The sequence below is a fragment of the Halioglobus sp. D3-4 genome (assembly GCF_055809315.1).
In genome coordinates, this window is the sequence record NZ_CM147907.1 from 4490732 (window position 1) to 4517462 (window position 26731).

Below are 26731 nucleotides of genomic sequence, written 5' to 3' on the forward strand. Positions count from 1 at the left end.
CTCGTCTATCCTGAGAGCAGGCTTCTTTGGGCGCACACCATGCGACAGAAAGTACAATTTATCAGTAATGGGTTGACTCTAAGTGGTGCCCTTGAAGTGCCTGAGTCGGCAATCCGTTGTTATGCTGTTTTTGCGCACTGTTTCACCTGTGGCAAGGATATCGCTGCAGCCTCGCGCATTTCGCGGGCATTGACTGCCTCTGGCATCGCGGTACTGCGCTTCGATTTCACTGGCCTTGGTAGCAGCGATGGCGATTTCTCCAATACCAACTTCTCGTCCAATATGCAGGACCTGCTTGCCGCAGTGGACTTTCTGCGCAATGAGTATGCCGCCCCTGAGTTGCTGGTCGGGCATAGCCTCGGTGGCGCCGCAGTGCTGGCCATGGCATCTCAGGTATCGGAAGTTAAGGCGGTGGTCACCATTGGTGCGCCCCACGGTGCTGAGCACGTTAAGCAAAATTTTCAGGCGTCGCTATCGGAAATTGAACGTACCGGCGAAGCGCAGGTTACCTTGGCGGACCGTCAGTTTGTCATCAAGAAGCAGTTTTTGGAGGATCTGGATGAACATCCCCTGGATGAGCTCGGCAAGTTGCGTAAAGCACTACTGGTAATGCACTCCCCGCTGGATGCTGTCGTCCCTATTGCCGAGGCGGAGAAGATTTATGTGGCGGCCCGTCACCCCAAGAGTTTTGTCTCACTCGATGATGCGGATCATCTGCTCAGCCGTAAGCAGGACTCGGAGTATGTGGCCGCAACCATAGCTGCTTGGGCTTCTCGTTACCTGACCCCAGTGGATGAGACGCCCCGAGCCCCCGTTGCGCAGGGTCATGTGCGCGTGGAAGAGAAAAATCGCAGGTTCACCCAGCACATCTGGAGTGATAGCCATTACTGGCTCGCTGACGAGCCAAAAGCGGTTGGTGGCGATAATACCGGCCCTGATCCCTACGAGCATTTACTGGCGGCATTGGGAGCGTGTACATCGATGACTCTGCGCATGTACGCCGGACGCAAAAAGATCTCGCTGGATCACGTCGTTGTAGAGTTAAAGCACAGTCGGGATTATCTACATGACTGTGAGGGCTGCGAGGATAAGGCCGCGCAGATCGATGTGTTGGAGCGCGAGATCACTTTGCAGGGTTCTCTGTCAGAGCCGGAGCGGGCGCGGCTGTTGGAGATTGCCGATCGGTGTCCGGTACATCGAACGTTGCATAATCACCTACAGGTGCGAACTATCTTGATGGATGAGTAGATCGTCTGGCTTGTGCTGGCATCTGTAAAATTCAACGTACACTGGATGTCGTCTATGAATGCAGCATTCCAGAAATTCATGTCCGTTGCAAACCAACGTATAGTTGAGCTCAGCCTCCAATCAGGATTGCCATGCGGTGGCGTAGCGTTGCTGCGACCCGATGCCTATGACACGCTTGATACGTTGGGTCCAAAAACACTTTGATAAATGCAGAAATATCAGGGTAGCGAACAATACCAATAGCATCCCAGTCCTCATCATCGCCCATTAGGATGCCACCGAACAATCCACTTGCAACAAACTCACCACCGACACCTTCTACAAGTTGATGGCTTATTTCGTAATAGCGCATCATTGCTTCCATGCCGCTCACGTTCTCGTTGTCTGGGTACTCCGCCTGTTCCCTGAACTTTATAAAATTGACCATGCAGATTGTTTGCCCCGCCTTGCACTCAAACGCATTTTTCCATTGGTCAGCGGAAGGGACGATACTGCTGTTTCCATAGAAGCTGACGAGTTTTGCAATCGTGTCTTCGTTGTTCATGATATTTTCTCTGCGTTGGTGATCTTCGTCTTTAGTGGTATTGAGCCCACTGTTATAACTGACCATCAGACTCCCAATAATAGGTGTTGCCTAAACCCCTATAAGAGTCGGACAGTGAATTTTACAGAAAGCGTATAGGAATCAAGCTCTCGCAAGCTTACGCGCGATAATTCTGAAAACGTCGGGTGATATTCCAAGGCCCAGATGTGTGGCGCCAACTTCGATGTTGTCAGCCCCGGGCGTGTGTCTGTCGATGCTCGCCTGCCAGCCGACTATACCGTCTCTTTTCGAGTAGATAGAGGCGACGGGCACAGTGATCGGAGTGTTCTCGCGAGCGGCAATGGTGGCCTCGATGGCATCGACGTCTATACCGCGCCGCTTATACATATTGCCAAATACTGTGTATTTGGGGCCTCCCACTACCGGGCTGCCCATGGTGACCACTTGCCGCACGATGCCAGGATTCTCTCGGGCCACTTCTCGTGCGAGGACGCCGCCCAGACTCCAGCCTACGACGTTTACCTTGCTACCGGTTTGCTGGTGAACCTGACGGACCTGGGCGGCTACCAATGGCAAGAGTTGCTCCACGTTGCCACTGTTACGTCCCAGTTCCCAGCCTTGCACCTGATACCCAAGCCAGGACAGATAACTGCGCAGCAAAATTGTTGATCTGTTACTGGCCCCCAAACCGGGCAGCACAATTACCTGCTGGCCGCTGCCCCGGGTCTGTAAGGCCAGGGCGGGGGCGGCGGCAAAGAGTCGGGTGAATTCAAACGGCGTCAGGCTTTCTCTGGCGATAGCGCTGAACGGAGGAGTAACGGGTTGGTTCATTGTCTTTCGACCTCTATGACCCCGCTAGCGGCGGGTTGTGTTGGAGTAGTCCAAACCGTTCCAATTGGTCTGCGATGTACGCCAATTCTGGTTGGCGTACATCCGCCAGAAAATCTGTATTGTTCCTGAAATAGCGATAGGGCGTGTGAGATCGTAACCTGTGGCGTCCCAGCGCCCTTGCTATCAGTGCTTACCCTGCACCCTCGCTACCAGAAAGTCCACTGCGGCTTTTACTTTCGGCACTAAATAGCGCTGCTTCTGATAGAGCAAATAGACCGCAAGATCGGAGTTCTGAGTAATGTGTAGCACCCGGTCAAAGAGCAGTTCCTGCAAGTCTCCAGACTCAATATAGGAGGTTACAGCCCACCGAGCTGCCATCATTATTCCCTGTCCGGCGACGGCCTTCTCCACCAGCCAGCGGCCACTATTTGATACTGCCACTATCGTGCCTGATACATCGTGCCATTGGCCGTCGATACTACAGAGCCAGGGTGAGGGGCCATTGGGGGTGCGAAAATACAGGCCCTTGTGATGGCGCAGTTCCATGACATTTTCGGGAGTTCCCATTTCTGCCAGGTACTTGGGGGCGGCGACAGGGATAAATTCATTGTCCATCAGCCGTATCGCCAGCACTCGCTCGTTAGGCGCATAGCCACCGCGAATGGCTATATCGACATCATCCCGACCTAGTGTCGATAGTTCATCACTCAAGCTCACATCCAGAACAATCTCGGGGTATAGTTCACTGAATTCGCCCAGCAAGGGCATCAGTATGCGTTCTCCAAACCCAACCATAGAACTGATGCGTAGTTGTCCCATGGGTTTTGCCTGATAGCTGCGCACTGTCTCGCTGCTTTGCTCTATCTGATTGAGTATATCTTCAACCTGACTGTAGTAGATTTGACCTACTTCGGTCAGCTTTACCACCCGGGTTGAGCGTATCAATAAAGTGGCCCCCAGGTGTTTCTCCAAGTCGGCTACCCTGCGCGACAAGGATGAGGGCGGTACCGCAAAAATACTGGCGGCTTTGGTAAAACTGCCGGTTTCTGCCACCTTGCTGAAGTAGCGCATTGCGCGAAGTTGGTCCATTGGCACTCCCTGTCCTGTTGCTTTTGGCTGTAGCTTAACATTATTGCTTTTATGACAATAATGATCGCCACTTTACCTCATATATCTCTACATATAATCCGTTAATAATCCCTCCACTTTTACCGACGCAGTGCCTAATTCAAAACTGGAGAGACAACCATGATTACCTTGCACGGATTTGCCGCCAGCAACTATTACAACCTGGTAAAACACGTACTACTGTACAAAGAGGTGCCCTTTCAGGAGAACCTGATCTACAGCGGGTCGGACGAGTTGCTGGCGATAAGCCCTGCGGGGAAAGTGCCGGCAATTACAACCGCTGATGGGCAGCACTTATCCGAATCCAGCGTGATTTGTGATTTTATCGAGGAGGCCTATCCCGAGAAGCCGCTCTATCCCTCTGATCCCGGTGAGCGCGCAGCAGTGCGACAGATTATGAAGGTGTCGGAACTTTACATGGAACTGCCCAGCCGGCGCTTTATCCCCTATGCGCTGGCGGGCAAAGGCGCCCCCGATCCCGTTAAGGCCGAGGTGCGTCAGGTGTTAGAGCGTGCGGTGGGTGCCATGCAGCGTTTGTGTACGTTTTCTCCCTGGATTGCGGGCGATCAACAGACGATGGCTGACATCTATGTCTATTACGTCAACACGATTGTCACTTCTTATGGCTCCAGGCTACTCGATTGGGATGTTCTCGCTGAGATACCCGGTATGAATGCGTGGAGTGACTCAATGGGCCAGTCCACTATCGCCCAAAACGTGGAGGCAGGCCGAGTGGCCAACACCCCCGATTTTGTAGCCTACATAAAAGCACGGCTAGCAGCAGCGCAGGCCTGATCAGATTTGATTAACCCATTTACCTTTTTGCAGGAGCAAAGAAATGTCAGATACCAACATCCAACTCACTTCAACCATCACCGAAGACAACAAGCTGGAGCTTGCCCTGCGCGAGATTGAAATCCCCCAACCTGGCGAAAATGAAGTGGTAGTACGAATGGAAGCGGTTCCCCTCAACCCCTCTGACCTGGGCGTCATGTTTAGCGTGGCTGATATGACTACCGCTAGCCAATCTGGCAGTGCGGAGCGCCCGGTAATCAGTGCCGATGTTCCGGCCAAATTTATGGCCGCTGTGAAAGCGCGCGTTGGCAAAGCCATACCGGTGGGCAATGAAGGTGCCGGTACCGTTGTCGCAGCGGGTTCCTCGCCTGCCGCGCAAAGCCTGATGGGCAAAACCGTTGCTGTGATTGGCGGTGGCACCTATCGTCAATACCTCTGTGCCAACGTTCAAAGTTGTCTGGAACTCACGCCGGGTACTACTGCAACAGAAGGCGCCTCCAGCTTTGTTAATCCGCTGACGGCATTAGCGATGGTAGAAACCATGCGCGCTGAAGGCCATAAGGCTATTGTGCACGCCGCAGCTGCCTCTAACCTAGGTCAAATGCTCAACCGCATCTGCATTGCCGATGGTGTTGATCTCGTCAATATTGTACGTAAGCCAGAACAGGAAGCCCTGTTGCGTGAGCTGGGTGCCAAGTACATCGTCAACTCTACGAGCGATAGCTTTTACGCCGACCTGACCGCAGCCCTGATCGAAACCGGCGCAACCATCGCGTTCGATCCGATCGGTGGCGGCAAATTGGCCAGCGACATTCTCACTTGTATGGAGGCAGCCGCTTCGCGCAACATGACCGAGCACAGTGTGTATGGCTCCGATACTTACAAGCAGGTTTACATTTATGGCGCGCTCGACCGCGGCCCAATCACTCTGAACCGTAGCTTTGGCTTTGCCTGGGGCGTCAACGGCTTCCTGCTGTTTAACGTGTTGGGGAAACTGGGTACAGAGATCAATGTCGCCATGCGTAAACGCGTTGCCGACGAGATAACAACCACGTTCGCCAGCCACTACACCCACGAGGTGTCGCTGGCCGGTGCGCTGCAACTGGATGCTATCTCTGTTTACGCGAAACAGGCGACTGGAGAAAAGTACCTGATTAAGCCACAGGTATAATGCGTAGTATCTGGCCGTAAGGTTAGTCGAGGAGGTCGGCGCCAGTTTGGCGTTGACCTCCTGCGCCTTACGTCGCCACTATGCTTTAGAGCAGAGTCACAGTGATACCGAAACGTTTTTGCCGAGTTGGAGATTGTCATGTCCAGAGACGCTTCGATTCTGTTACCCAAAGCCCTCGGTGCGCAATGAGACAGGCTTCGCAACAAGTTTGCGTTCGCCTTGAATTTGACCGGTATTTCACTAAGAATAAAGCAATAATTTCCAGTGCTGTTTGAAAGCACAGATTGGGCTTCACAGAATCATTCAAATGCCAAATAAAAGGCAATCTGATTCGCCTGTATGATGTCCAGGTTCTCTAGAGGTAAAACAATGTATTTGCGACTCATCCAAGGCGTGACACTGATGTCGCTGCTTGCTGCATGCTCCCATCCGCTGGAGATTGTGGGCGAGGGCGACATTGTGTCCTCCGATGGGTTACACGATTGCTCGCTGGCAGAACAGCCCTGCGATAACTACGTGATAGACGAGTACAATGTCACTTACTCGGCACAGCCGCACGCCGGCTCAACATTTGTCCGGTGGGACAACTGCGATTCACAATATCCGGATTGCGCTATCCATGTGCCCGCGGCAACTGTTTACAATTATTGGGGCGAGACAGCACCTCCGCTGAGGGCCATATTTACGCAGGACAACTATGGTCTCACCGCCACACCTTACACGGCCCTACAGCAGGTCTGGGCTCCCAAAGAGCCTTCACAGGCAGTGCGCGATTCGATACTGAATCAAACGTTCACCGTGTACGATTTTGATCAGTACGCATCAAATGGGCTAGGTGCGGAATTAAAGGCCGGTATTCCCTGGGTCGAGCAGACGGAATTGGCGCCGAATTTCCCGGGTGAGGGGGAGCTGCGCCGCAGTCTCGCGTACATCTGGGTAGTGGCTGATCCACAACTTATCGATGAAGAGTCGCCCATCAGGCTGGACCGTTATGCCAATGACTACCGCCCTCACGGCCCGCTCACACCCCATGTGTTCGAAGCGCACGTTCGAACAGCACGGCGTATCAGCGATTTAAGTAGCAGGCCTTTTGATTTCACTGTCATCGCAGGCGACCTGACCGATACCAGCCAGAAAAATGAACTCCAGTGGCTGATACAAACACTCAATGGCGGGATAGTTGACCCTGATTCAGGTATAGACGATGACCCTGTTCCCGGTCCGAACAACGATTACAACGATCCTTTTGTGTCGATTGGTATCCAGTCACCCTGGTATGCGGCATTGGGGAATCACGATGTTCTGCACATCGGTGGCTTCGGGCCTATCGACGAGGCTTTGCGCGCCGGCGCAGTGGGTGATCATCTGTACAAGGGCTCTGTGCTCAGTAATATTTTTGCAGGAAGTGTTGCCGGCGACACTGTTGATCGGCAGCTTATTCTATCGCCTGAGGTCTACATTCCAGCAGATGCCAACCGCCTGCCACTGTATCAGGCAGAAGTGATACAAACGCTCCACGATGCGCCTGGAGAGCCTGTCGGACATGGTTTTACGCAGAGCGATGTAGACAACAACAGAGGCTATTACAGTACTTTTCCTGACCCTGCAAAGCCGATAAAAATGATTGTATTGGATACCACCGATGCTAATAACGCCACCATCGGCATTGCCCACTTGGGTTCCATGGATAGTGTGCAGTTTGCGTGGCTGCAAGAGGAATTGGCCGCCGCAGCGACGCAAAAGGAATTGGTTATCGTTGTCTCCCACCATCGATTGGGTGATTTTCACGATCAGAGCGAAGTACCTGCGGCCAATGTTAAGGCGCTGTTAAGCAGCTCAGAAAACGTCATCCTGTACCTCACTGGACACGGACACGGCAACCGCAAGGCGCTGAAGACAGTCAGTGGCAGTAACGGCTATTGGGAGCTGATGACAGCTTCCACCGTGGACTTTCCTTTGCAGAGCAGGGCGGTAGAACTGGTGGACGAGGGCAATGGTCACCTCTCTATTTATGTGACCAACTTTGATCACAACTCACAGGACAATACACTCGCCAGTGAAGCGCGCCAGTTGGCGGCAGGCAGGAAAGTGTTTGGTACGAATGGTACCTACCGTGACATAGCCGCGGTATGGGCAGTTGATAGTCAGGCTCAAAACCTGCTGTTACGAGTTGAGTTACCTGCCGATCTTAGTCAGAACTTACAAGATTACACGTGGCCAACGACTGTAGAATCTGTTGAAACACTGAATAATTTTTGATTCAGCCATAGCTTTGCCAGAACCTCACAGTGAATGGGGCGCTGACATTCGCTACGGTTGGAGCGTGCTTGAGTGTGGTCGCGGACTTACCCCATATAGTTTTCCTGTGCTATAAGGCATAAGCTGCACATAGCAGGTGTCATGGCTAGCACCCATTCACGGCAGCGTCCCCAACGAGGATCCAGATGCGCGCTATCACAGAATCCCAACTTGCACCGTGTATTATTGGCACCGCTCGCAGAACCTGGCACGACAGCACCGAGGTGTTGGAGCCATTGGATATGTGGGAAGAAGTTGCCAGGTCTGCCGCAGACGACGTCGGCGTGCAGCGAGATATTATCGGATCTATTGACCATCTCGGCCTGGTGCACTGCCAATCGTGGGCTTACGACGAGCCGGTTAGGCGGCTCGCAGAACGCCTTGCAACCGACGGTATCTATTTCAGTGAGTCCATACTGGCGGGCACCTCGCCCCAACGTCTGCTTGATGAAGCCGCTGAGCGCATGCTTCGCGGTGAGTGCTCGGTCGCACTCGTGGTTGGCGGTGAGGCGCTTGCAACCCGCAGTGCGATGCAGCGAGGTGGAGAAACACCCAACTGGAGCAATCCCCATCCGTCGCCGCCGGTCCTACCTATCGATTTCGACGAGTGGTACCTGCCTACCGAAAAGGCCCACGGGGTTCTGCCTGCCTGGCTGACGTTTGCCATGCTGGAGCAGGCTAGATGGGCGGCGCGAGGGGCGACTTGCGAGGATCGCAACGAACTCGGCGAAGTAATGGCTAGGCTCAGCACTGTGGCTGCGGCTAACCCTGACGCTTGGTTTCGCACTGTCCGATCAGCATCAGAGATAACGCAGCCATCTATATCGAACAGGATGATCGCAAGCCCTTACACCAAGCTCATGACATCCTTCATGGGCGTCGATATGGCTGCGGCGAACCTCATGGTGACCCGTCGTACCGCCGATGCTTGGGGCGTCCCCGAAGACCGGCGAGCCTACCTTCGAGGTTGGGGGTTCGCGCGAGATGCTATCCATCTAGGAGCTCGCAACGACCTATCATCATCCCAGGCCATGACAGTTGCTACGCAGACTGCTTGCGCTATGGCGTCCATGTCAGTGAGTGACATCGACGTCTTCGATCTATACAGCTGCTTCGGGTCTGCTGTGCAGTTCGCTCGAGATGCTCTCGGACTTCGTCACGATGACCCGAGGCCAATCTCACTCACCGGCGGTCTGCCCTACCACGGTGGCCCCAGCAGCAACTACATGGGACATTCTATTAGTCACCTAGTCGACCACTTGAGGGCAAATTCCTTGCACGCGGGCATGGTGACCGGCGTCGGTATGCACATGACAAAGCACGTTGCGGCGATCTACTCGCCGATTCCCGGACCGATTCTGTGGAAGGGAGATGAACGTTCGACACAGCAGTGGCGCGCACCGTCGACCTCGCCCGATGTCACTGTCGTGGACCACGCCGATGAACGCTGCGTCATTCGTGCCGCAACTGTCGTGTATGCACGTGACGGTTCGCCCGGCCATGCTATCGCACTCTGCGAACTCCCTGATGGCAACCGCTGCTACGCGCGCAGTGACCGGCCGGCAACGATTAGCGCAGTGATGGACGGTTCCTGGGCGACTGCAGAAGCGGCAGTGACACCTGGCGAGAACGGCCAGAATGACTTCGAGCTCTGAGTGGCCGGGATGCATTCAAAATCCAGAATCGTATCTAGCCACGTGAGCTTACTGCTTACACTATTTGTCACTAATCAAATAGCGACAAAAAAGATCATCCAGTTGGTCGATTATAGCGGGATCATCTAGGCGCTTCGGCTCCACCTCAATAATGCGTTGATAGTAGCCTGTTGCCAAATCCATTAGGAATACAGTGGCTGCTTCAATGTCATCTACTCGCAAACGATGTCGATGCGTATTGAGCAAAGTGACCATCCACTCGCAACCTTCGTCGCGCCAGGAGTGTTGATTCTCCGGGTTCTCTCGAAGGGTGAAATCGAACTGTCGATGGTATGCGGCGAAAAATCCACCATGCAGCGACAGCAACTCGCGGTAAAAGCGGTTTGTCAGCACCGCCACTTCATGAATATCTTCTTCCAGAGTGCCGGATAACGAAACGCTGGATGCTGGATCTTGCATAAACTTATCCAGATTGGCGAGCTCTTCATTATAAATATCAGTGAATATGGCTTGTTTGTTGGGGTAGTACCGATACAGCGAGCCAGGGCTGATGCCTGCGCGTTCTGCGATTTTCACCGTAGTTACCGCATCCGCACCCAACTCTGCGATGAGTGCCAGCGTTGCCTCGCGGACTGATTGCATCAGTATCCGCGATCGTGACTGCTTGGCCTGACGCAAGGGTTGCGGTGCTTCGTTTTGCATTTCCGACATCATTCAAACCCGAATAAGAGTCTTTGCGCTCCAGACAGTAATCAATATTACCTGTAGAAACAACACGTTATTCAACTCCAGCCGCATCGGCTAACTGGAATAGTTTGCACTGCGGCTATCGTGACAAAGTGTACGCACTGTATGAACAGCGAAAGAGCAGACGCTCAACACATACTGTTCAAATTCAACCAACGAGACTTTATCGACTATGCATGCAAATACTAGCGACCTGAACCCCTCATCGATCCTCGCGGAGGCATCCGCACGCGCCGGTGGACTTACAGATCTGGGTGACTTGCCGTTTACGGACGGGCTTGAACGCGTAATAGACTCATTGACTACTGAGGCACGTTTGAATGAGATGGGCGTGATCATCGCCCGCGAACGCCTGCTTGGCCATGCGGTTAACCGTTTTCAGTATGTTCACGATAGAAAGCAATTTCCGAGTATTGAGCACGAGGAAATAGCGAGCCCCGTTTTTATCGTAGGCAACCCGAGAACCGGCACAACAATTCTTCACGACATTTTGGCCCAGGATCCTGACAGCCGCGTGCCGAATACCTGGGAGTGTATGTACCCCTCGCCGCCGCCTGAAGAGGAGACCTTTTACACTGACCCGCGTATTGCGCAGTGCCAGTCCATCTACGACGCTATCGGTAATCAGCCTGACGGCTTCAAGGCGATACACCCAATGGGAGCGCAGCTGGGTCAGGAATGTATCTTGTTGTTTGCAGACTCCATGGTGAGCCCGCTATTCCACAATCAATTCAGAGTGCCTGGTTATGAGGACTGGGTTGATAACGGCGCCGACTACGCGGGCGTGTATGAATTCCATTACCGGCAATTACAACATTTGCAATCTCGTTGTGCCAGAGATCGGTGGGTGTTGAAGACGGGTGGGCACAACTGGGCACTGCAAAATTTACTGGCGCAGTATCCTGATGCCAGAATTGTTTTTACCCACCGCGATCCGGTCAAATCAATGACGTCGTACGCAAGCCTTACCGACCAGGTAAGACGAATAAGTAGCGATGAAGTAGACCCGATTGAGATCGCAGCTGATTGGATCCCGCGTCTGGCGCAGATCGCCAATCGCAGTGTGGGCGTCCGCGACGCAAAAATGAGTCCTGACGCAAAAATCTACGATATGTTTTTCCCCCATTTTGTAGAGGATCAGTTTAAGGAAATAGAACGCATCTATGAGGCTCTGGGTTTGGAAATGACCGGCGCAGGAGCCGATGGGATGCGTCGTTATATAAAGAACAACCCCAAAGGGGTGCATGGCGTCCACACTTATACAGCCGAGGATTATGGCATTGATCCCGATAAAGTGCGTGAGCAGTTTGCGCAATACATTGAGTATTTTGATTTGAAACCCGAGTAGGTTTCAGCCCTTAACTACTAAGCGACAAAGGTAAGAGTTATGACGAATGGAAAAGGAACAATGCGAGCCTGGCGTACACACGCGTACGGTCAACCTCTGGAAGCGTTGAAACTGGATACTGTCGATATTCCTGAGCCTGAAGCGGGTGAAGTGAGGGTAAAGGTACAAGGGATCCCCCTGAACCTGGCTGACATGGAGCGCGTTACAGGCGGCAATATGTTCATCAGGCCGGAGTTGCCCTACAGTCCAGGCATGGAAGTGATGGGGGTTGTGGACAGTTGTGGCGAAGGGGCCGATAAGTGGCAAGGCGAGCGAGTCGTCGCAATCACCAAGGGTGCGCACGGGGGATATGCGGAGTATTGCATCTGTCCAACCGCATCTCTCTTTACCATGCCAGACAGCATACCGTTGCCGGGTGCCGCCGCTTTGTATTTTCCTTTTCATCTGGCGTGGCTGGGCTTGTATGAACGGGCAAAAATTCAGGCCGGAGAGACTGTACTGGTAAACGGTGCGGCTGGTGGCGTGGGAGCAGCCGCCGTGCAGTTGGCAGTTGCCGCCGGTGCGCGGGTCATTGCTGTAGCTGGTAGCGATGACAAACTGGCGTACTGCAAGCAGCTCGGCGCAGAAATTACGGTGAATCACAACACCGAAGATTTTGTTGCCGTCGTCAGGGAGGCTACCAATCATAAAGGCGTTGACATCATCTTTGACAATATTGGCGAAGAAGTACTTGAACAATGCCTTGCGAGCGTAGCCTACGATGGCCGCTATGTCGTGATGGGGTTTTCGTCTGACAAATCCGTCGCAGACGAGAAGTTTTATGTGCCTCGAAGATTGGCAATGGCCAATGTCAGCTTGTGCTGCATCATGCTTTATTATGCGGAAGAGCCGATGCTTACCGCGATGAAGGACGGTGCCGGCTTGAACTTTGTGCCGACTGAAATTGGTCGTGAACTTCATGCAAAGTTGGTAGAGATGGTTGAACAGGGGGCCCTCGTTCCTGTGGTCGGGGAGGTGATAGATTTTGAGGATGTTCCTCAGGGTTTGGACGATCTACTTCACAGGAAAACATTGGGCAGGACAATTGTTAAGCTATTTGACTAGGCTGCCCGATGCAGTAACAAGGCGAGGTTAGCCGCGCTAATCCGAACACCTCAGTGTTTGGATTGATGAACTTGGAATCGAAGTGCAGAGAATAAGCTGCGCGCAACAAAATGGGTCTTGGTGCACAGGAACAAGGACGTGACTATGCACCATTTTTAGCTCTCATCACAACCCTCGAAATGAATGGCAAACAAAACGTGGATGACTTAGCAATGTCGATACAACTTTTATGCCATGAGAAAAACTGCATGGCTAAAGGTTAGTGACCCGCTAACCGACTGTAGCCAAAAGCATGCAGGCGGCCTGCAGTAAAACCCGAATAGACGCTCGCTTGTGTGATATAAACAGAAATATTTTCAGTAGAAACAGACTGTTACCCGTCCCCGCTACAATTTGATAACCGGAATAGATTGCCAGCGGGCAATCATGGCAATGTATATACACAATTCGAATTGGGACGAACACTGCGCGAGATTAACGCGCTGAATATAGCCGAGGGGAGAGCCAAACACTGTTGCTGTTCTCTCCCTTTGCGCAAAGCGCTCGTTAGCTCTGAAGAGCGTACTTTAACTATAAGATTAGTAATGTCGCGAAGCTTGCGAAAGCGGCCCGCGACTCCAGGAGAACCGTCATGTCACGAATGAACTTCAGCCTTCGTTTACTCGGCATTGCAGTTATAGGGTTTACTGTTGCCAGTGCCCAGGGTCAAGAACTCGTGCTGGAAGAGGTTATCGTAACGGCGCAGAAAAAAGCAGAGACCCTCGCCGAAGCGCCCCTGACGGTGAATGTGATTACTGGTGAAGAAATCCGGGACTTCAGCATGTTCGACGCCACTGACTTGGGAAAGATAACTTCCGGTGTCGAAGTGCGCAATGAGGGCGATTCCAATACAGGCATGGCAATTCGTGGCGTGGGCACTCTGACACAGCAGACAGTACCGTCGCGCGTTGGTGTCTATGTGGATGACTGGTATGGAGGTGCTCAGACCCAGTTTGCGTACCAGCAAATGTTCGACTTATCCCGGGTGCAGATACTACGCGGCCCACAGGGCACACTGTACGGGCAGCCTTCTCCCGCTGGAGCCATGTTGATCGAAACGGCTCAACCAAACCTCAGCGAGATTGACGGCTATATTTCAAGTACCTACCAGAATCCTAGCGGATATAATATACAGGGAGGCGTGTCGATTCCTCTGATCAAGGACGAGTTGGGGCTACGTATCTCGGGGCTAACGGATGATCGAGACACTGGGCTTGATAATGTAATCCGTGACGAGAACAACAAGATCAACAGCCGCGGTTTCCGGATCAAGGCGCTGTGGATGCCCAACGATGAGTTCTCTGGCAGATTGGGATGGACTTACATGAAGATGGATAACTCCGATACTTATCGGGCGCTGGAATCGATAACCAGTACTGCCACATACCAACTGGACGCCAATGATCGAAACTCTATTCAAGATGCGCCGGACAAGGTGAACAAACGAGAAGATGATTTATACACGCTGCATCTGGATTGGAACCCCGGCCCTGTCGAAGTTAACTTCTTTGCGGCGTATCACAAGCCCAAGGTCGAGAGTGTCAGTGATGAGGATGGCACGGAGCAGCCCGAGCAGACAGTAGCTGTATCCGGCGAAGGTACGGAAGGGCAGCAATACGAGTTGCGTCTGCTGGCGCAGCCATTCGACTGGTGGGATGGACAGATAGGCGCCTATTACGCAGAGACGGGGAACGATGCCACTGCCAACGTTCTCGCAGCGGGGCCCGGCTTAGTGGCGGCGATTGAAATATTTATCCCGACTGACGATAAGGTTACGGCATTTTTCACCCACAATGATTTCTACGTTACGGAATCGATCACTATTACTGCGGGCTTACGCTACAACAAATTCGATAACACGCTTCCCAACAGCCAAACCACAGAATTGTGGCTGGGCTCAGACATGCTGCCCGGTGGTGGCGCCACAATGCCTGACTCAGTCCTGGCAGTGCCCTGCGCAGATGGCAGTGCGCCACCTTGCGTCACAAACTCGGGAGTGAAGGTGGAGGAGTGGACCGGTACGATCAAGGTGTCGTATGCCATCAATGACGACTATAACCTTTACGCAACCTACGATCGGGGCTACCGACCGGGTGCAGCCAATTTCGACATCTCCGGTTCAGTCGGAGGCGAACTACTCTCGTTTGAGGGAGAAAGCGTGGACAGTGGGGAAATAGGTTTGAAGGGCATGCTGATGGGTGGCCGGGCGCAGTACACCTTGGCAGCGTTCTACGCTGTCTATGAAGATTATCAGGTCGACCCGAGCTTCGCGCACTGGAGTCCCAACTCTGGTGGGCCAGAGGACATCAATGTTGTCTACGTGAATGTGGACGAGGCTGAGCAGTACGGGGTGGAGGGCGAGTTCACCATGCTACTTGCAAAGAACTGGAGTGTGTTCACTGCTCTGGGCTGGAACAACGTGGAGTTCACCGATGGTGTAATACCCTGTACTGATCCCGCTCAGCCAGCTCTGAGTCCCACCAATCCCTATAACGTCTGTGATGCGAAAGGCGAACCCGCCGGCAGTCAGCCCAAGTGGTCTTGGGTGTTGCAGAGCGAATACTGGCAACCGCTGGAGATAATCGGTGGCGAGTGGTTTGTTAATGGCTTGTTTAATTATCGTGGCAAAGCCGATGTTCCCGGTGACCCTGACAAGCGCCTTTCGACCGATGACTACACGCAGTTAGATCTCTTTGCTGGTATCCGCAATGATAACTGGACCGCTCGGGTATTTGTTAAGAATGCGTTTGATGAATCCGACATAGTGAGCAAGCGAGCTAAGGGCGACGACTACAACGACCTCACACTCGTCGCGCCACGGACGACTGGGATTACTGTGGATTATCGATTCTAGAGTGAGGCGATCAGGGGTAGGGAGTGAGGGGGGCGTGAGTTCAACTCAATCAGGCAGCACAAGTCCATGAGATTAAGTTACTCGTCAGTACCCTTGCCGGCAGTATAACGCTCCACCAATCCGGAGACCCGACGCAGCAGCCACTTGGGTGTGGCGCGTCCCGCCATCGTCGCCGCGAGATTGATGGCCCCGGGCACGCAGATCACCTCGCCCTTAATGCAAGCCTGATAACCCTGCTCCGCTACCTCGTCGACAGCGCCGATAATAAAACCTGGCAGATTCAGCCCTTCGCTCTTTTGCTGAGCTGAACTCAGCATATTGGTGGCCGTAACCCCGGGGCACAGCGCCGTGATAGTGACCCCGGTACCCTTAAGTTCTTCCGAGAGTGATTCAGTGAGCGAAAGTACATAGGCCTTGCTGGCTGCATACACTGCGAGGCTGGGGACAGGCTGGAATGAGGCAATAGAAGCGACATTAAGCACCCGCCCTGCGCCGCGCTTTACCATGCCCGGCAAAAACACATCCAGCATAGAGGTCAGCCCGGTGATATTGAGATCAATCATCTGCTGATGCGAAGCAGCACCGTTGTCTACAAAATGACCATGCTCCAGCACACCTGCGCAGTTCACCAGTACATCAAGTTCGATATTCTGCGCGTTCAGGCTGGCCGCCAGTTTCTTGGGCGCCCCTCGCTTGGACAGATCCGCTGGCAGCACCGACACCTTCACCGAATGCTGCTTTTGAAGCTGCTTGGCCAGCGTTTTCAGCTTGTCTTCAGAGCGTGCCACCAGGACGAGGTTGGAGCCGCCCTTCGCGAAATGTCCAGCCAGTGATTCGCCTATGCCAGATGATGCGCCTGTGATCAGGGTTGTTTGCATGGGGTGTCTCCGAAATAGAAGCTGAAGCACAGGGTACTCCAACTACGAGTCAAATTCCCGCTGGATATATCCCTGGGTTCAGTCTGCAAGATTGGTCGAAAATCAACAGGGTCATAGCCTGAACTAAAAAGCTCGAGCAATGCTACGCACGGGCACCGAATTGTTGGATATACAGCAGAGCGCTTGGCCACCCGCACGTTTGCTGACAACTACTCAGATAGAAACCGGATAAACGGGGATAGCGTAAGAAACAGAACTGTTGCACTGAGGAGACTGAAAAAAATCACAGTTAGTGGTGATCGCTTGAAGCGGTCACCAAACGTTTCAGGCGGCGCATCGGCCTTCAGTTGTTCAAAATAGTGATAACGCTCAAGTTGGTAAGCGTCGATAAGCCCACGAGCTTTGGTTTTGTCACTTTCATTGACTAACCACAGGCCTGCAACTGACACACCCCAGCGCCCGGCCGATGTCTCATAACTGTCCAGCGCATTGTCCGCCAACAAGTCGCGAACATCCTGCGCTTCCTCATCAGACACGCCATTTAAACGAAAAATGAGTACCGCCATTGCATCGCTCCAGATGGTGGGAGTGGGACGCCTTCCGGCCTTCCAGAGCGCCCTGCTGTCAACCTATTGCTGTGGTGGCTTTTGAGCAACTCTCCAGCTCGGTAAAGCCAATCAAAGTTAGCGAGTTGTCGCAGTAGCCAGTATCGAAACAGGCTGCTATGACTGTGGCGAAGTTATCAGACTCTTGTGCCCGTTGCACTCGCGTGTACTGCCGAGTTAGGTTTCAAAACTCGAATACCCCTTTTACTGCTCCTGCCAGCAGTACCACAAAACCGCCAATCTCTGCGGCAGCCAGCATCCACATAAAGACCATCATCTGCGCATTCGGGATGGTAGAGCGGCCAAGCACATGCGGTTTCTGAAGCTGATTATCTGTGTCGCGCAGGTAGCCGTGTAGAGCATAGGCAAACACTGCCGCTGCAAAGAACACGATCGGTGCGAGTGTGGCCCAGAAATTGACTACAGCAGACCACACCGATAGCTCCACAAACTTGGCCAGGACCAGGCAGGCAAAACTGTACATCAATGAAGCGCGGTGGCAGACATCGACATAAACGGGTGCCTGTGCCGTGTCGCTGCGGGCGATACAGCTGTATTTCCATAGACCCGTAAGCAGGCCTGTGAGAAAGAATATGCCGCAGGAAACAATGGCGAGTTTGAGTGCCGGTTCCATGGAATCTCCACATCGAACATAAGTTGCGCACACACTACAATAGTATTCAGGCCGCGTCCTGACTTGAGTCGACTCTGACTATCTCTTCTTTCTCGGTCTCCTCTGGATGACTGGATCAGCTTGCGCTCGCCGAGCCGTGTTATCGGGATGAAAATTCTACCTTAGGATTTTTATAATGATACCGAGCGCGTTTCATCAGAGGAGACGCCTATCCAGTGCCCGCAAGAGGGCACTGCCAGGTCAGCGCGTCTGTGTCGATACGAAGAGGCTGGCGAGTGCAGATATGCCGCCGGTCAAAAAGACCGTGGCAGCCTCAATATCCGCCTCTAGCTGCAGCGGGTTGTCGTCCCAGTTTGCATTTTGGGACGCAGCGCCTGACATGTTGAGTGCGATGAACTGAAAGCAGAGGTCCAGTTGCTGCTCGTTAGCGCCGGGGAAAAGCGCCGCCAGATGGGGCGCAAAACGCCGCCGCATTGGATAGACGCCTTTTTCGAAGATTTCCGCAGAGAGACTGTGTTGTTCAACAAGGAAGCGAGCTATCAGTTTGGCATAGGCGCTGCCGTATCTGGTGGCGGAAAAACGGATATGCGGCTCGATGAAGGCCCTGATCAATGATTTCAGGGAGATGATCTCGCCGTCAGCATCTGCGACCAATCGGTCCAGTGCCCCGTAACGGGTCTGGTTCAGTTGTTCCAGATACCGCATTATCACCGCAGAATAGAGTGCGTACTTGGAGCCGAAATAGTAGTGTCCGGCGGCCACATTTGCGCCGGCCGAGGTGACAATTTTCCGAATCGAGGCGCCCTCAAATCCCTGCTCTGCGAAGACGACCAGTGCTGCATCCAGAATGCGATCTTTTGTTGGTCGATCATCTGGCGCTTCGTTATCAATAGGTGTGGCTATCATGGCTGCGGTCACTCCGCCCGGATAATGGTGTTGCGCAGAATACCGATCTTTTCAATCTCCAGCTCTATCACGTCGCCTTCATTGAGAAAGCGCTGGTGCTCAAGACCGCAGCCATTACCGACTGTTCCAGAGCCGATAATTTCGCCCGGATACAGCGTCTCACCCAGGCTGATACGTTCTATCAGTTCCTCAAAGGACCAGTGCATGTCCGAGGAATTCCCCTCTCCCCATATTTCACCATTCACGCTTGCCTTCATTTTCAGCTCATACGGATCACCGATTTCATCGGCGGTGACAAGACAGGGGCCGAAGACATTGGCGTTGTCGAAGTCCTTGCCTTTTGCGGGCCCGAGCAGCCCATCCATCTCAGCGGCCTGGGCATCCCGAGCCGACAGGTCATTGAGCACCATAAAGCCGAAAATGTGATCAGTGGCATCTGCCTTGGCGATATCGCGTCCGCCTTTTCCTATGACACAGGCCAGCTCAAGCTCGAAATCCATCAGAAGGCTATAGCGGGGCCAGATAATTGTCTGGTCCGGGTGGCCGACGGCGAAACGGTTGCCTTTGTAATAAACCGGGAGCTCGTGATGGACCTCCGGGACTTCGAAAGTGGCTGCAGCGGCTTCGGCGCTGGCAATGGCCGCGGGATCTCCGGAGAACTTTGCCTTCAGGATAGCCCCGGCGGGAAAGCTCTGGCGAATGTGTTGATGGAAAACCATGGCATCCCGGTATTGCGGCGGCAGGGGGACCGGTGCGCGCAAGGTGACCGTATCCCTTGCGTGCAATGGCCCGGTGGCGCTTTGTACAAGTGCGTTGGCATCGTCCCAGGCGCTGGGGCCTGCCTCAATCAGCGACAGCATTGAGGGCCATTTTGCATTGCCCTGATCGTCGATGAACTCCAGAACCTGGTCATTGACGAGCGCGCCTATGCAGTCCTGCTGCTGGCCGAGATGGCGGAAAGTTACTAGTTTCATAGAAAGCTCCTTAAAGCAGGAAACATATCCGATCCTCTTTTCCAAATCAATAAAACATTTGATTAAAACAAGTGATTTGATTTAGTATTGCTGTCAGACTCGCCCAGCGGGCGGTTTATATGGAGAAATTTGCGATGTCACGTCTAAGTATTGCCCCCGATGAGGTCCTGCGAGAAAACGAACAAATGTTGTCGCTGGCTGAAGCGGCGATGGGTTTCACTCCGAATTCTTTGAAAATCATGGCCCGTAAGCCGGAGCTGCTGACCGGTTTTCTGATGCTTTCCGGCGCATTACTGGGGTCAGAAGCATCACTGTCACCGGGGCTACGCCAGATGATCGCCCATATCACCAGTGCAGCGGCTGGTTGCCGGTATTGTCAGGCGCACACGGCGCACGGTGCCGAGCGTCAGGGGGTGTCGGCAGAAAAAATCGAAGCGATCTGGCAGTACGAAACCAGCGACCTTTTTACAGAAGCCGAGCGAGCAGCACTGGCTTTGGCGAGATCGGCCGGTTCAGTCCCTAATGATGCCAGTGACGAACAGTTTGATGAGTTGAAAAAGCACTTCTCAGAAGACGAGATTACCGAGATAGTCGGTGTGATCGCCTATTTTGGCTTTCTTAACCGCTGGAACGATACGTTGGCAACGCCGCTGGAGGAAAGTCCACTGGCGTTTGCGCAAGCTCATCTTGAACAACACGGATGGATGGCGAGTAAGCATGGCTGAACAATGGAGGTATACCAAGGGCCTTAAAGATATTGGCAACGGTCAGTTTGCTTACCTGCAGCCAGATGGTGGCTGGGGCTGGTCAAATGCGGGCCTGATCGTGGATGGGGAGGCCTCACTGCTGGTCGATACCCTGTTTGATATGCAGCTGACGGATGAAATGTTGCGCATCATGAAGGATGCAGCCGGTGTGGCTGGGCCGGATATCAGGACCGTGGTCAACACCCACGCCAATGGAGACCACACCCATGGGAATGGGTGCTGCAAGAACGCGGAAATTATTTCCTCGAAAGCCAGTCTGTCAGAAATGGAAGCGCTCTCTGCCAGCGAGCTGGCTGAGATAGTGAAGCTGGCACCGTCTCTGGGGGATGTGGGTACTTACTTCATAGATATCTTTGGCCAGTTTGATTTTGCCGGTGTGGAAGAGCGGTTGCCGACCAGAACCTTTTCTGGCCAGCTGGATCTTCAGGTCGGTGATCGCACTGTGGAGCTAATTGAAGTGGGGCCGGCCCACACCAACGGTGACGTGCTGGTGCACGTGCCCGATACGAAAACGGTCTACACCGGCGATATTCTGTTTATTGAATCAACCCCGATCATGTGGGCGGGTCCGGTCTCTAACTGGATTGAGGCCTGTGACAAGATCATCGCGATGAATGCCGACGTTATCGTCCCCGGCCACGGGCCAATTGCAACGAATGACAATGTGCGTGCGGTGCAGGACTACCTGCGGTATATCGACCAGGAAGCGCGCAAACGCCATACCGCTGGAATGTCGGTCAGCGAAGCGGCCCATGATATTGCATTGGGCGACTATTCGAGTTGGGGTGATGCAGAGAGAATCGCGGTGAATGTGATGTCGCTCTACCGGGAGTATGACGGCCAGCTCGATCTAGCACCCAGCCCGCTGGACGCCTTTCAGCTGATGGCCGATGTGCGGCGTGCCCAGCGCGCGGCCTCCTGAATTCCAGCGGCCCATGTTCTAGATGCCCATATTACTGAGTGCATTGATGACTTGGCGGACGATAGCCGCTGCTTGCGGGTAGTCTTCCTCAACTTCCTCGAGCAGGATTTCCGCAGATTCTACAACGCTGGGCGGGGTCGGTTCCGCCTTATCGATATCGTGTGCGTAATTGTGCAGTTGTTGCAGCAACGCCTGTTGCTGCGTGCTGGTTGCGTCATCACCAAAGCTGTCATGTAGATCCTGTATCAGGGATTTGAGATTGTCGATTGGCATAGTGCTGCTCCGCTATACTGGTTGATTGCGCGACGATGATGGCCGTAGCTGAGGATAGCGATGGCCAAGTTCAGAAGTATAACAACGGATGGGGCCGGTATCGCCGAATGGGGTGCGATTTGTGCCGGCAAGCTAATGAATTACAACATAACGGGGTTGGGTGTCACCTATCTGCACGGAATAGTCGGAGGTGCCAAGTGCATATGTCCTGTGGATTGTATGTGAAATGGCGGGCCTAGAAGGGCTCGAACGTGCGAAGCGTTATATGGTCCCGTCGTTAATGTTGAAGCGCATTGTAGTGGCCCACAGACCATTCGAAAAATCGCAGCACTTTGATACGCTGGTGGCCGTAGAAAAGTGCTGGCAGGATAGTAGGCTACTGGCACAATTTTTCTGACCCATACCGGTCCCTTCCGCGTATACACCTCTGCAACAAGAGGTAAGGGTAATGAATTCACTCTCACAATCCAACGATGACCAAGGGCTGGACTGGTTGTTTGCTCGGGCACGCGAATATCCACTGCTGACTTCTATCGAGGAACACGATACCGACGCGAGAAAATGGCAGGCGCGGGATGCATTGCTGGAATTTTTTCTCGCTGATGCTTGCGGCCGGAGATTTTTAGGGCATTGGGTCAGTAATCTGCTGAACCACCCGCCCAGTTTGAAGGACTTTCAGAAACAGGAGTACTACTATCTTTTGCGTCGCGAGCAGGATGAACTGTTGAAGGACGGCAAAAAAGCTGCGCTCTTGAAGAGACTGCTCAAGCAATTGGCCCAGTCCGACAGCGCCAGTGCACGAAGCGCTGGACTGCATACTCTATCGCAATTGAACCTGACGCCGCTGCTGGTCACTGGCTTGGCGGAAGTGCTGCTGGATAGCAAAGAGGCCGCAGAGATTACCACTGCACTGCGCTACTGGCGACAATTCTGGGATGCGTCGATTGAACTCAATACCTGTGAACCACGGGTCACCGAGGTCCATCGCGAAGCATTGCATCGCCAGATACGGGTCTATTTGGCCGCGCGGGATACGCTCGTGAATCACAACCTACGCCTGGTGTTTTCCATCGCCGGTAAACTGCAGAGTGCGACAGTGCCATATTCGGATCGCGTGCAAAGCGGGGTGCTTGGGTTGATAAGGGCTGCTGAGAAATTTGACTACCGAACGGGCCACCGCTTCAGCACTTACGCCTATAACTGGATCAACCAGTCAGCGCGCCGGATGCTGGAAGACCAGCGCGCTATCGTGCGCTTACCCGCCGGAGTCAATGAGCAGGTTAACCGACTGTACCGCGAACGTTTATCGTACCTGAATATCAACGGTGAAGAAGCCGGCGTACAAGTGCTGGCTGATCGCCTGCAAATGGAGCCCGAGGAGGTCAAGCGTCTGCAGCAAATCGGCAATCTTTCGGTTTCGCTCGACAGCACGGTCAATGACGACCCCAGTGAGCCGACACTGGGCGACAAGCTCAGCGGTTGGACGTATTCACCCCCGGCAGCCAGGGCAGAGCAACTGTCTCTCAACCGCTGCCTGATGACGAGCCTGAAAGATTTGACCCCACAGGAACAGAGGGTTATCGCGCTGCGCTGGGGGCTGGACAATTCGCAGCCCCTAAGCCGTCGGGAAATGGCCGACAATCTCAGTGTCTCTACCGAGCGCATTCGTCAGCTTGAAGCGTCAGCACTGCGAAAACTCCGCGATGACGAGAAGGTGGCCCAGGCCTTCCGGGATTATCAAGGTGATCACGCACACGATTGAGTTCGTGGGAAAAACTAACCAAACATACAACCCCCGTATAAACGCGGTAAACATAACTAGGCAAGAGGAATTCCTATGCTACTGGACAGCGAGGCTATTGCGGCCATGACCACGCGCAGGCGCGCGGCCTTCGTCAACTCCCTCAGCGGGTTCAAGTCGGCCAATCTTGTCGGTACTGTCGATGCCAGTGGTGGCACCAATCTGGCCATCATGAGTTCTGCCGTGCACCTTGGCTCCCATCCACCCCTATTGGCTTTGGTGATCAGGCCGGGAGGGGATGATCGACACACGCTGGCCAATGTTCTGCATACTGGTTGCTTCACGCTTAACCATGTGAACACTGCCATTATTGAAGCCGCACATCAGACAGCTGCTCGTTACCCACGGGATATTTCTGAATTTGACGCCACCGGGCTCACCCCGCAGTGGCAGCCAAATTTCAATGCGCCGATGGTGGCTGAAGCGACGGTAAAGCTGGGTCTGCGTTTGCGCGAACACCAGGAACTGGCTATTAATCGAACTCACCTGCTTATCGGTGAAATCGTGCTGTCTGAAGTCCCCGAGGCCCAGATCAACGCGGACGGTAGTCTCGACCTTGCTGGTTCTGACACCGTGGCATTGGCGGGACTGGACACGTATTACAGATCCGTTCCCGTAAAACGCATGGCCTATGCAAAGCCCGACCTGCCGCCGAGAGCGGTCAATAGCGATCCGGTTTAACCAACGGCTAGCGATTAATCACCTCGCCTCTTGGAGGTTCCGGTTATCGCGTGTTGAATTAGTGTGGTCGTTTGCTCTGCCCGGTTGATATGCCCGCCCTGCGAGGTTGCTAGCGTCGCAGTACGGCTAACCAGCGGCCCAGGTTGAGCAGACTCGCCAGGGAAGCTGCGACATAGGTTAGGGCAGCGGCTCGCAGAATGCGGTTGGCATGCGGGAGGTCGCCCTCGTGCAGGTAGTTCCCGGCCTGTAGCAGAGGCAGTGCCTTGTTAAAACTGGCGTCAAACTCCACCGGTAATGTAGAAAGATGGACCAGTGTACCCACCAGCATGGATGCAATGGCGGCGCCGAGAAAGAGAAATGTCATACCCGGAGCCCGGGTAATCAGCATCACTACCGGCGCAGCAATCATGAGCACGCTGCCGATTTTCTGGCCGTGTGCGGCAAACGCTGCCAGTCGCTGCCTGTTGCGGAACAGCGCTTCATTGCGAGCATCCTGTATGGCGTGGCCGACTTCATGCGCCGCCACAGTGATTGCGGTGAGTGAGCAGCCATCGTATTTATCCTGCGTAAGCCTTACCGCTTTTGCCTGTGGATCATAATGGTCACCCGCGGGTGTTACTTCAACGGCAATCTGCTGCAGATCAAGCTGGTCCAGCAGGTGACGAGCAAGTTCGGCGCCGGAGCCCTGCTGCCGGTACCGATCGGCGGGCTCACTGTACTTCTTCAGCACGTGCTTCACCCACACGCCAGGCAACGCAATGACGACGAGCAGAAGTACAATGAGGACAATTGCAAGCACGCGCTAAGTACGCCTGTTATGTCGGTAGCGCACTGCCATTAGTAGACGCTGCTCCAGATATATTGAGACTGCAGCCCCAGTGGTATGCCAAGCCCCCAGTACGCCAGCAAAAACGCCGTCCAGACGATGATGAAGGTGATGGAATAGGGCAACATCATTGCGGTGACTGTGCCGATACCAGCCTTTGCTACATACCGCTGGCAGTACACTACCACCAATGGAAAATAGGGCATCAAGGGTGTGATGATGTTGGTAGTTGAGTCACCCACACGATAGGCGGCCTGTGTCAGGTCAGGCGAGATGCCTAGCCCCATTAGCATCGGCACGAAGATGGGGGCCAGTAGCGCCCACTTCGCCGAAGCCGAGCCCACGAACAGGTTGAGAAGCGCAGTGAGTAGCACGATGCCGGTGATTGTCAGCGGTGCCGGCAGACCCATTGTTTGCAGCGCCGCAGCACCCTCCAGCGCCAACAGCACACCCAGGTTAGATTGGGAAAAAGCGTAGATAAACTGCGCGATGAAAAACATGATGACCAGATAGTAGGCCATACTGCCCATTGCCTTGGTCATCCCGGCGATGATATCGCTGCTACTTTTCACCGTGCCGGCTGCCACGCCATAGACCACGCCTGGCAACAGAAACAGAATAAAGATCAGCGGCACGATGGATGCCATCAGCGGCGCGCCGCTCTCTGTCAGTGAACCATTTGCGCCACGCCAGGCAGAATCGACTGGCCAGGCAGACCAGACCATCAGGGCGCTCGCGACGACCACGCTGCCCAGCGCGTAAAACAGAGCGGCCCGTTCGCGCGGTGCAAGTGCGTTCATTTTGGTCGGCCCTGCGATGTCCTTGTCTATCTCTGTCGCGCGTAACCTTGGCTCCACCACGCGATCTGTAATCAGCCAGCCAAGTGCGATGATCAGTGCCGACGAGGTAGCAGTGAAAAAGAAATTATTGAGCGGATTGAGAGTCACATCCGGTGCAATAATCTGGGCTGCTGACTGCGATATTCCTTGCAGCATAGGATCAATGGCCGAGGGTATGAAGTTGGCAGAGAAGCCACCCGAAACGCCGGCGAAAGCAGCGGCGATACCGGCTAGTGGGTGTCGGCCTGCCGCATGAAAAATAATGCCTCCCAGCGGGATGACAAGCACATAGCCGGCATCTGCCGCCGTGTGACTGACGATTCCGACGAGAATAATCATAGGTGTTAGTAGCCACTGCGCAGTGACTCCCAGCATGGCCCGCAGGCCACTGTTGATAAACCCGGTGTGCTCGGCAACGCCAATCCCCATCATTGCCACCAGCACGACACCTATCGGATGAAAGTGGGCGAAGGTGCTGACCATGGAAGACAGGAACTGTGTCATGGCGCCAGCCGACAATTGATTGACAATGACCAGCGGCTCCTGGGTGCGGGGGTCGATCAGGTCATAACTGAACTGGGACATCAGCCAGGACAAAATCCATACGGCCAGCAGCAGTACGATGAAGAGCATCGCTGGGTCCGGCAGCGCATTGCCGATGCGCTCGACAGCAGCTAACGCGCCGCGTCCCTGCTGCCCGGGCCGTGTATTGGATGTAGCCATCCTGGGAACCTCGATAGGAATATGACAATAGTCTACGTTTGTGTATCCGCAGGTACAAATGCGCGCTTGCCTCAATACCCGGCAGTGTGGGTTGGCGTTCGCCGGTCAGCTGCGGCGCGCGTCGTACTCTACGCTGTCCG

24 protein-coding genes are annotated in these 26731 nt (G+C 53.9%); 12 read left to right on the top strand and 12 right to left on the bottom strand.

Features of this window, described 5'->3' with window-relative positions:
- The first annotated feature begins 39 nt into the window (after positions 1 to 39).
- Positions 40 to 1248: a bifunctional alpha/beta hydrolase/OsmC family protein gene (locus AC0L6S_RS19835; protein WP_473425852.1), complete on the top strand. Its 1209-nt coding sequence runs from the start codon at positions 40 to 42 to the stop codon at positions 1246 to 1248.
- A 109-nt stretch (positions 1249 to 1357) separates the two neighbouring features.
- On the opposite strand, the gene AC0L6S_RS19840 is transcribed toward AC0L6S_RS19835, so the two are convergent.
- The 3 genes from AC0L6S_RS19840 to AC0L6S_RS19850 form a co-directional block, all read right to left on the bottom strand.
- Positions 1358 to 1792, bottom strand: a complete 435-nt coding sequence (locus AC0L6S_RS19840; protein WP_473425853.1) for a DUF1330 domain-containing protein — start codon at positions 1790 to 1792, stop codon at positions 1358 to 1360.
- Positions 1793 to 1933: 141 nt separating this feature from the next.
- A complete protein-coding gene (locus AC0L6S_RS19845; protein WP_473425854.1) occupies positions 1934 to 2623 on the bottom strand; it encodes an alpha/beta hydrolase in 690 nt (229 codons plus the stop codon).
- Between the two features lie 183 nt (positions 2624 to 2806).
- Positions 2807 to 3712 (bottom strand): LysR family transcriptional regulator, encoded by a 906-nt coding sequence (locus AC0L6S_RS19850; protein WP_473425855.1) that lies wholly within the window; start codon positions 3710 to 3712, stop codon positions 2807 to 2809.
- Positions 3713 to 3871: 159 nt separating this feature from the next.
- On the opposite strand from AC0L6S_RS19850, the gene AC0L6S_RS19855 reads away from it, so the two are divergent.
- The 4 genes from AC0L6S_RS19855 (at position 3872) to AC0L6S_RS19870 (ending at position 9670) form a co-directional block, all read left to right on the top strand.
- The gene (locus tag AC0L6S_RS19855; protein WP_473425856.1) at positions 3872 to 4546 is read left to right on the top strand and encodes a glutathione S-transferase family protein; all 675 of its coding nucleotides are present in this window, start codon (positions 3872 to 3874) and stop codon (positions 4544 to 4546) included.
- Positions 4547 to 4589: 43 nt separating this feature from the next.
- A complete protein-coding gene (locus tag AC0L6S_RS19860; protein ID WP_473425857.1) occupies positions 4590 to 5717 on the top strand; it encodes a zinc-binding dehydrogenase in 1128 nt (375 codons plus the stop codon).
- Between the two features lie 369 nt (positions 5718 to 6086).
- Positions 6087 to 7976, top strand: a complete 1890-nt coding sequence (locus AC0L6S_RS19865) for a metallophosphoesterase (RefSeq protein ID WP_473425858.1) — start codon at positions 6087 to 6089, stop codon at positions 7974 to 7976.
- 185 nt (positions 7977 to 8161) lie between these two features.
- Positions 8162 to 9670, top strand: a complete 1509-nt coding sequence (locus AC0L6S_RS19870; protein ID WP_473425859.1) for a hypothetical protein — start codon at positions 8162 to 8164, stop codon at positions 9668 to 9670.
- A 60-nt stretch (positions 9671 to 9730) separates the two neighbouring features.
- On the opposite strand, the gene AC0L6S_RS19875 is transcribed toward AC0L6S_RS19870, so the two are convergent.
- Entirely contained in the window at positions 9731 to 10372 is a 642-nt protein-coding gene (locus AC0L6S_RS19875) for a TetR/AcrR family transcriptional regulator (protein ID WP_473425860.1), read from the bottom strand.
- Positions 10373 to 10589: 217 nt separating this feature from the next.
- Here AC0L6S_RS19875 and AC0L6S_RS19880 point away from each other — a divergent pair, with 217 nt between their 5' ends.
- The 3 genes from AC0L6S_RS19880 (at position 10590) to AC0L6S_RS19890 (ending at position 15762) form a co-directional block, all read left to right on the top strand.
- Positions 10590 to 11765, top strand: a complete 1176-nt coding sequence (locus AC0L6S_RS19880) for a sulfotransferase family protein (RefSeq protein ID WP_473425861.1) — start codon at positions 10590 to 10592, stop codon at positions 11763 to 11765.
- A 105-nt stretch (positions 11766 to 11870) separates the two neighbouring features.
- A complete protein-coding gene (locus AC0L6S_RS19885) occupies positions 11871 to 12869 on the top strand; it encodes a quinone oxidoreductase family protein (protein ID WP_473425862.1) in 999 nt (332 codons plus the stop codon).
- Between the two features lie 631 nt (positions 12870 to 13500).
- On the top strand, positions 13501 to 15762 hold the full coding sequence (locus AC0L6S_RS19890) for a TonB-dependent receptor (protein WP_473425863.1): 2262 nt from the start codon (positions 13501 to 13503) through the stop codon (positions 15760 to 15762).
- Positions 15763 to 15839: 77 nt separating this feature from the next.
- On the opposite strand, the gene AC0L6S_RS19895 is transcribed toward AC0L6S_RS19890, so the two are convergent.
- From AC0L6S_RS19895 to AC0L6S_RS19915, 5 genes are all read right to left on the bottom strand, one after another.
- A complete protein-coding gene (locus tag AC0L6S_RS19895; RefSeq protein ID WP_159168060.1) occupies positions 15840 to 16640 on the bottom strand; it encodes an SDR family NAD(P)-dependent oxidoreductase in 801 nt (266 codons plus the stop codon).
- Positions 16641 to 16849: 209 nt separating this feature from the next.
- On the bottom strand, positions 16850 to 17206 hold the full coding sequence (locus AC0L6S_RS19900) for a DUF6164 family protein (RefSeq protein ID WP_473425864.1): 357 nt from the start codon (positions 17204 to 17206) through the stop codon (positions 16850 to 16852).
- A gap of 223 nt (positions 17207 to 17429) precedes the next feature.
- Complete coding sequence (locus AC0L6S_RS19905; RefSeq protein WP_473425865.1) at positions 17430 to 17879, bottom strand: hypothetical protein; 450 nt, start codon at positions 17877 to 17879, stop codon at positions 17430 to 17432.
- Between the two features lie 240 nt (positions 17880 to 18119).
- Positions 18120 to 18785 carry a TetR/AcrR family transcriptional regulator gene (locus AC0L6S_RS19910; protein WP_473425866.1) on the bottom strand — a complete coding sequence of 222 codons (666 nt, stop codon included), beginning with the start codon at positions 18783 to 18785 and terminating at the stop codon, positions 18120 to 18122.
- 8 nt (positions 18786 to 18793) lie between these two features.
- Positions 18794 to 19759, bottom strand: a complete 966-nt coding sequence (locus AC0L6S_RS19915; RefSeq protein ID WP_473425867.1) for a fumarylacetoacetate hydrolase family protein — start codon at positions 19757 to 19759, stop codon at positions 18794 to 18796.
- Between the two features lie 134 nt (positions 19760 to 19893).
- Here AC0L6S_RS19915 and AC0L6S_RS19920 point away from each other — a divergent pair, with 134 nt between their 5' ends.
- Positions 19894 to 20484: a carboxymuconolactone decarboxylase family protein gene (locus AC0L6S_RS19920; protein WP_473425868.1), complete on the top strand. Its 591-nt coding sequence runs from the start codon at positions 19894 to 19896 to the stop codon at positions 20482 to 20484.
- A complete protein-coding gene (locus AC0L6S_RS19925) occupies positions 20477 to 21448 on the top strand; it encodes an MBL fold metallo-hydrolase (RefSeq protein WP_473425869.1) in 972 nt (323 codons plus the stop codon). The genes AC0L6S_RS19920 and AC0L6S_RS19925 overlap by 8 nt, the downstream gene beginning before the upstream one ends.
- 18 nt (positions 21449 to 21466) lie before the next feature.
- On the opposite strand, the gene AC0L6S_RS19930 is transcribed toward AC0L6S_RS19925, so the two are convergent.
- Positions 21467 to 21721, bottom strand: coding sequence for a DUF4404 family protein (locus AC0L6S_RS19930; RefSeq protein WP_473425870.1), 255 nt, complete (start codon positions 21719 to 21721; stop codon positions 21467 to 21469).
- Positions 21722 to 22169: 448 nt separating this feature from the next.
- Between AC0L6S_RS19930 and AC0L6S_RS19935 the strand changes: the two genes are divergently transcribed.
- Positions 22170 to 23483 (top strand): sigma-70 family RNA polymerase sigma factor, encoded by a 1314-nt coding sequence (locus AC0L6S_RS19935; protein ID WP_473425871.1) that lies wholly within the window; start codon positions 22170 to 22172, stop codon positions 23481 to 23483.
- Between the two features lie 75 nt (positions 23484 to 23558).
- Complete coding sequence (locus AC0L6S_RS19940) at positions 23559 to 24203, top strand: flavin reductase family protein (protein ID WP_473425872.1); 645 nt, start codon at positions 23559 to 23561, stop codon at positions 24201 to 24203.
- A gap of 109 nt (positions 24204 to 24312) precedes the next feature.
- Here the strand turns inward: AC0L6S_RS19940 and AC0L6S_RS19945 are convergent, their stop codons facing one another.
- A complete protein-coding gene (locus AC0L6S_RS19945; protein WP_473425873.1) occupies positions 24313 to 25002 on the bottom strand; it encodes a zinc metallopeptidase in 690 nt (229 codons plus the stop codon).
- A 38-nt stretch (positions 25003 to 25040) separates the two neighbouring features.
- Positions 25041 to 26591 (bottom strand): AbgT family transporter, encoded by a 1551-nt coding sequence (locus AC0L6S_RS19950; RefSeq protein WP_473425874.1) that lies wholly within the window; start codon positions 26589 to 26591, stop codon positions 25041 to 25043.
- Positions 26592 to 26731 lie beyond the last annotated feature (140 nt).

What these genes read in the sequence shown, in the direction of transcription:
- AC0L6S_RS19835 (WP_473425852.1), top strand. Translation starts at nt 40, where the DNA reads ATGCGACAGAAAGTACAATTTATCAGTAATGGGTTGACTCTAAGTGGT.
- AC0L6S_RS19840 (WP_473425853.1), bottom strand. Translation starts at nt 1,792, where the DNA reads ATGAACAACGAAGACACGATTGCAAAACTCGTCAGCTTCTATGGAAAC.
- AC0L6S_RS19845 (WP_473425854.1), bottom strand. Translation starts at nt 2,623, where the DNA reads ATGAACCAACCCGTTACTCCTCCGTTCAGCGCTATCGCCAGAGAAAGC.
- AC0L6S_RS19850 (WP_473425855.1), bottom strand. Translation starts at nt 3,712, where the DNA reads ATGGACCAACTTCGCGCAATGCGCTACTTCAGCAAGGTGGCAGAAACC.
- AC0L6S_RS19855 (WP_473425856.1), top strand. Translation starts at nt 3,872, where the DNA reads ATGATTACCTTGCACGGATTTGCCGCCAGCAACTATTACAACCTGGTA.
- AC0L6S_RS19860 (WP_473425857.1), top strand. Translation starts at nt 4,590, where the DNA reads ATGTCAGATACCAACATCCAACTCACTTCAACCATCACCGAAGACAAC.
- AC0L6S_RS19865 (WP_473425858.1), top strand. Translation starts at nt 6,087, where the DNA reads ATGTATTTGCGACTCATCCAAGGCGTGACACTGATGTCGCTGCTTGCT.
- AC0L6S_RS19870 (WP_473425859.1), top strand. Translation starts at nt 8,162, where the DNA reads ATGCGCGCTATCACAGAATCCCAACTTGCACCGTGTATTATTGGCACC.
- AC0L6S_RS19875 (WP_473425860.1), bottom strand. Translation starts at nt 10,372, where the DNA reads ATGCAAAACGAAGCACCGCAACCCTTGCGTCAGGCCAAGCAGTCACGA.
- AC0L6S_RS19880 (WP_473425861.1), top strand. Translation starts at nt 10,590, where the DNA reads ATGCATGCAAATACTAGCGACCTGAACCCCTCATCGATCCTCGCGGAG.
- AC0L6S_RS19890 (WP_473425863.1), top strand. Translation starts at nt 13,501, where the DNA reads ATGTCACGAATGAACTTCAGCCTTCGTTTACTCGGCATTGCAGTTATA.
- AC0L6S_RS19895 (WP_159168060.1), bottom strand. Translation starts at nt 16,640, where the DNA reads ATGCAAACAACCCTGATCACAGGCGCATCATCTGGCATAGGCGAATCA.
- AC0L6S_RS19900 (WP_473425864.1), bottom strand. Translation starts at nt 17,206, where the DNA reads ATGGCGGTACTCATTTTTCGTTTAAATGGCGTGTCTGATGAGGAAGCG.
- AC0L6S_RS19905 (WP_473425865.1), bottom strand. Translation starts at nt 17,879, where the DNA reads ATGGAACCGGCACTCAAACTCGCCATTGTTTCCTGCGGCATATTCTTT.
- AC0L6S_RS19910 (WP_473425866.1), bottom strand. Translation starts at nt 18,785, where the DNA reads ATGATAGCCACACCTATTGATAACGAAGCGCCAGATGATCGACCAACA.
- AC0L6S_RS19915 (WP_473425867.1), bottom strand. Translation starts at nt 19,759, where the DNA reads ATGAAACTAGTAACTTTCCGCCATCTCGGCCAGCAGCAGGACTGCATA.
- AC0L6S_RS19920 (WP_473425868.1), top strand. Translation starts at nt 19,894, where the DNA reads ATGTCACGTCTAAGTATTGCCCCCGATGAGGTCCTGCGAGAAAACGAA.
- AC0L6S_RS19925 (WP_473425869.1), top strand. Translation starts at nt 20,477, where the DNA reads ATGGCTGAACAATGGAGGTATACCAAGGGCCTTAAAGATATTGGCAAC.
- AC0L6S_RS19930 (WP_473425870.1), bottom strand. Translation starts at nt 21,721, where the DNA reads ATGCCAATCGACAATCTCAAATCCCTGATACAGGATCTACATGACAGC.
- AC0L6S_RS19935 (WP_473425871.1), top strand. Translation starts at nt 22,170, where the DNA reads ATGAATTCACTCTCACAATCCAACGATGACCAAGGGCTGGACTGGTTG.
- AC0L6S_RS19940 (WP_473425872.1), top strand. Translation starts at nt 23,559, where the DNA reads ATGCTACTGGACAGCGAGGCTATTGCGGCCATGACCACGCGCAGGCGC.
- AC0L6S_RS19950 (WP_473425874.1), bottom strand. Translation starts at nt 26,591, where the DNA reads ATGGCTACATCCAATACACGGCCCGGGCAGCAGGGACGCGGCGCGTTA.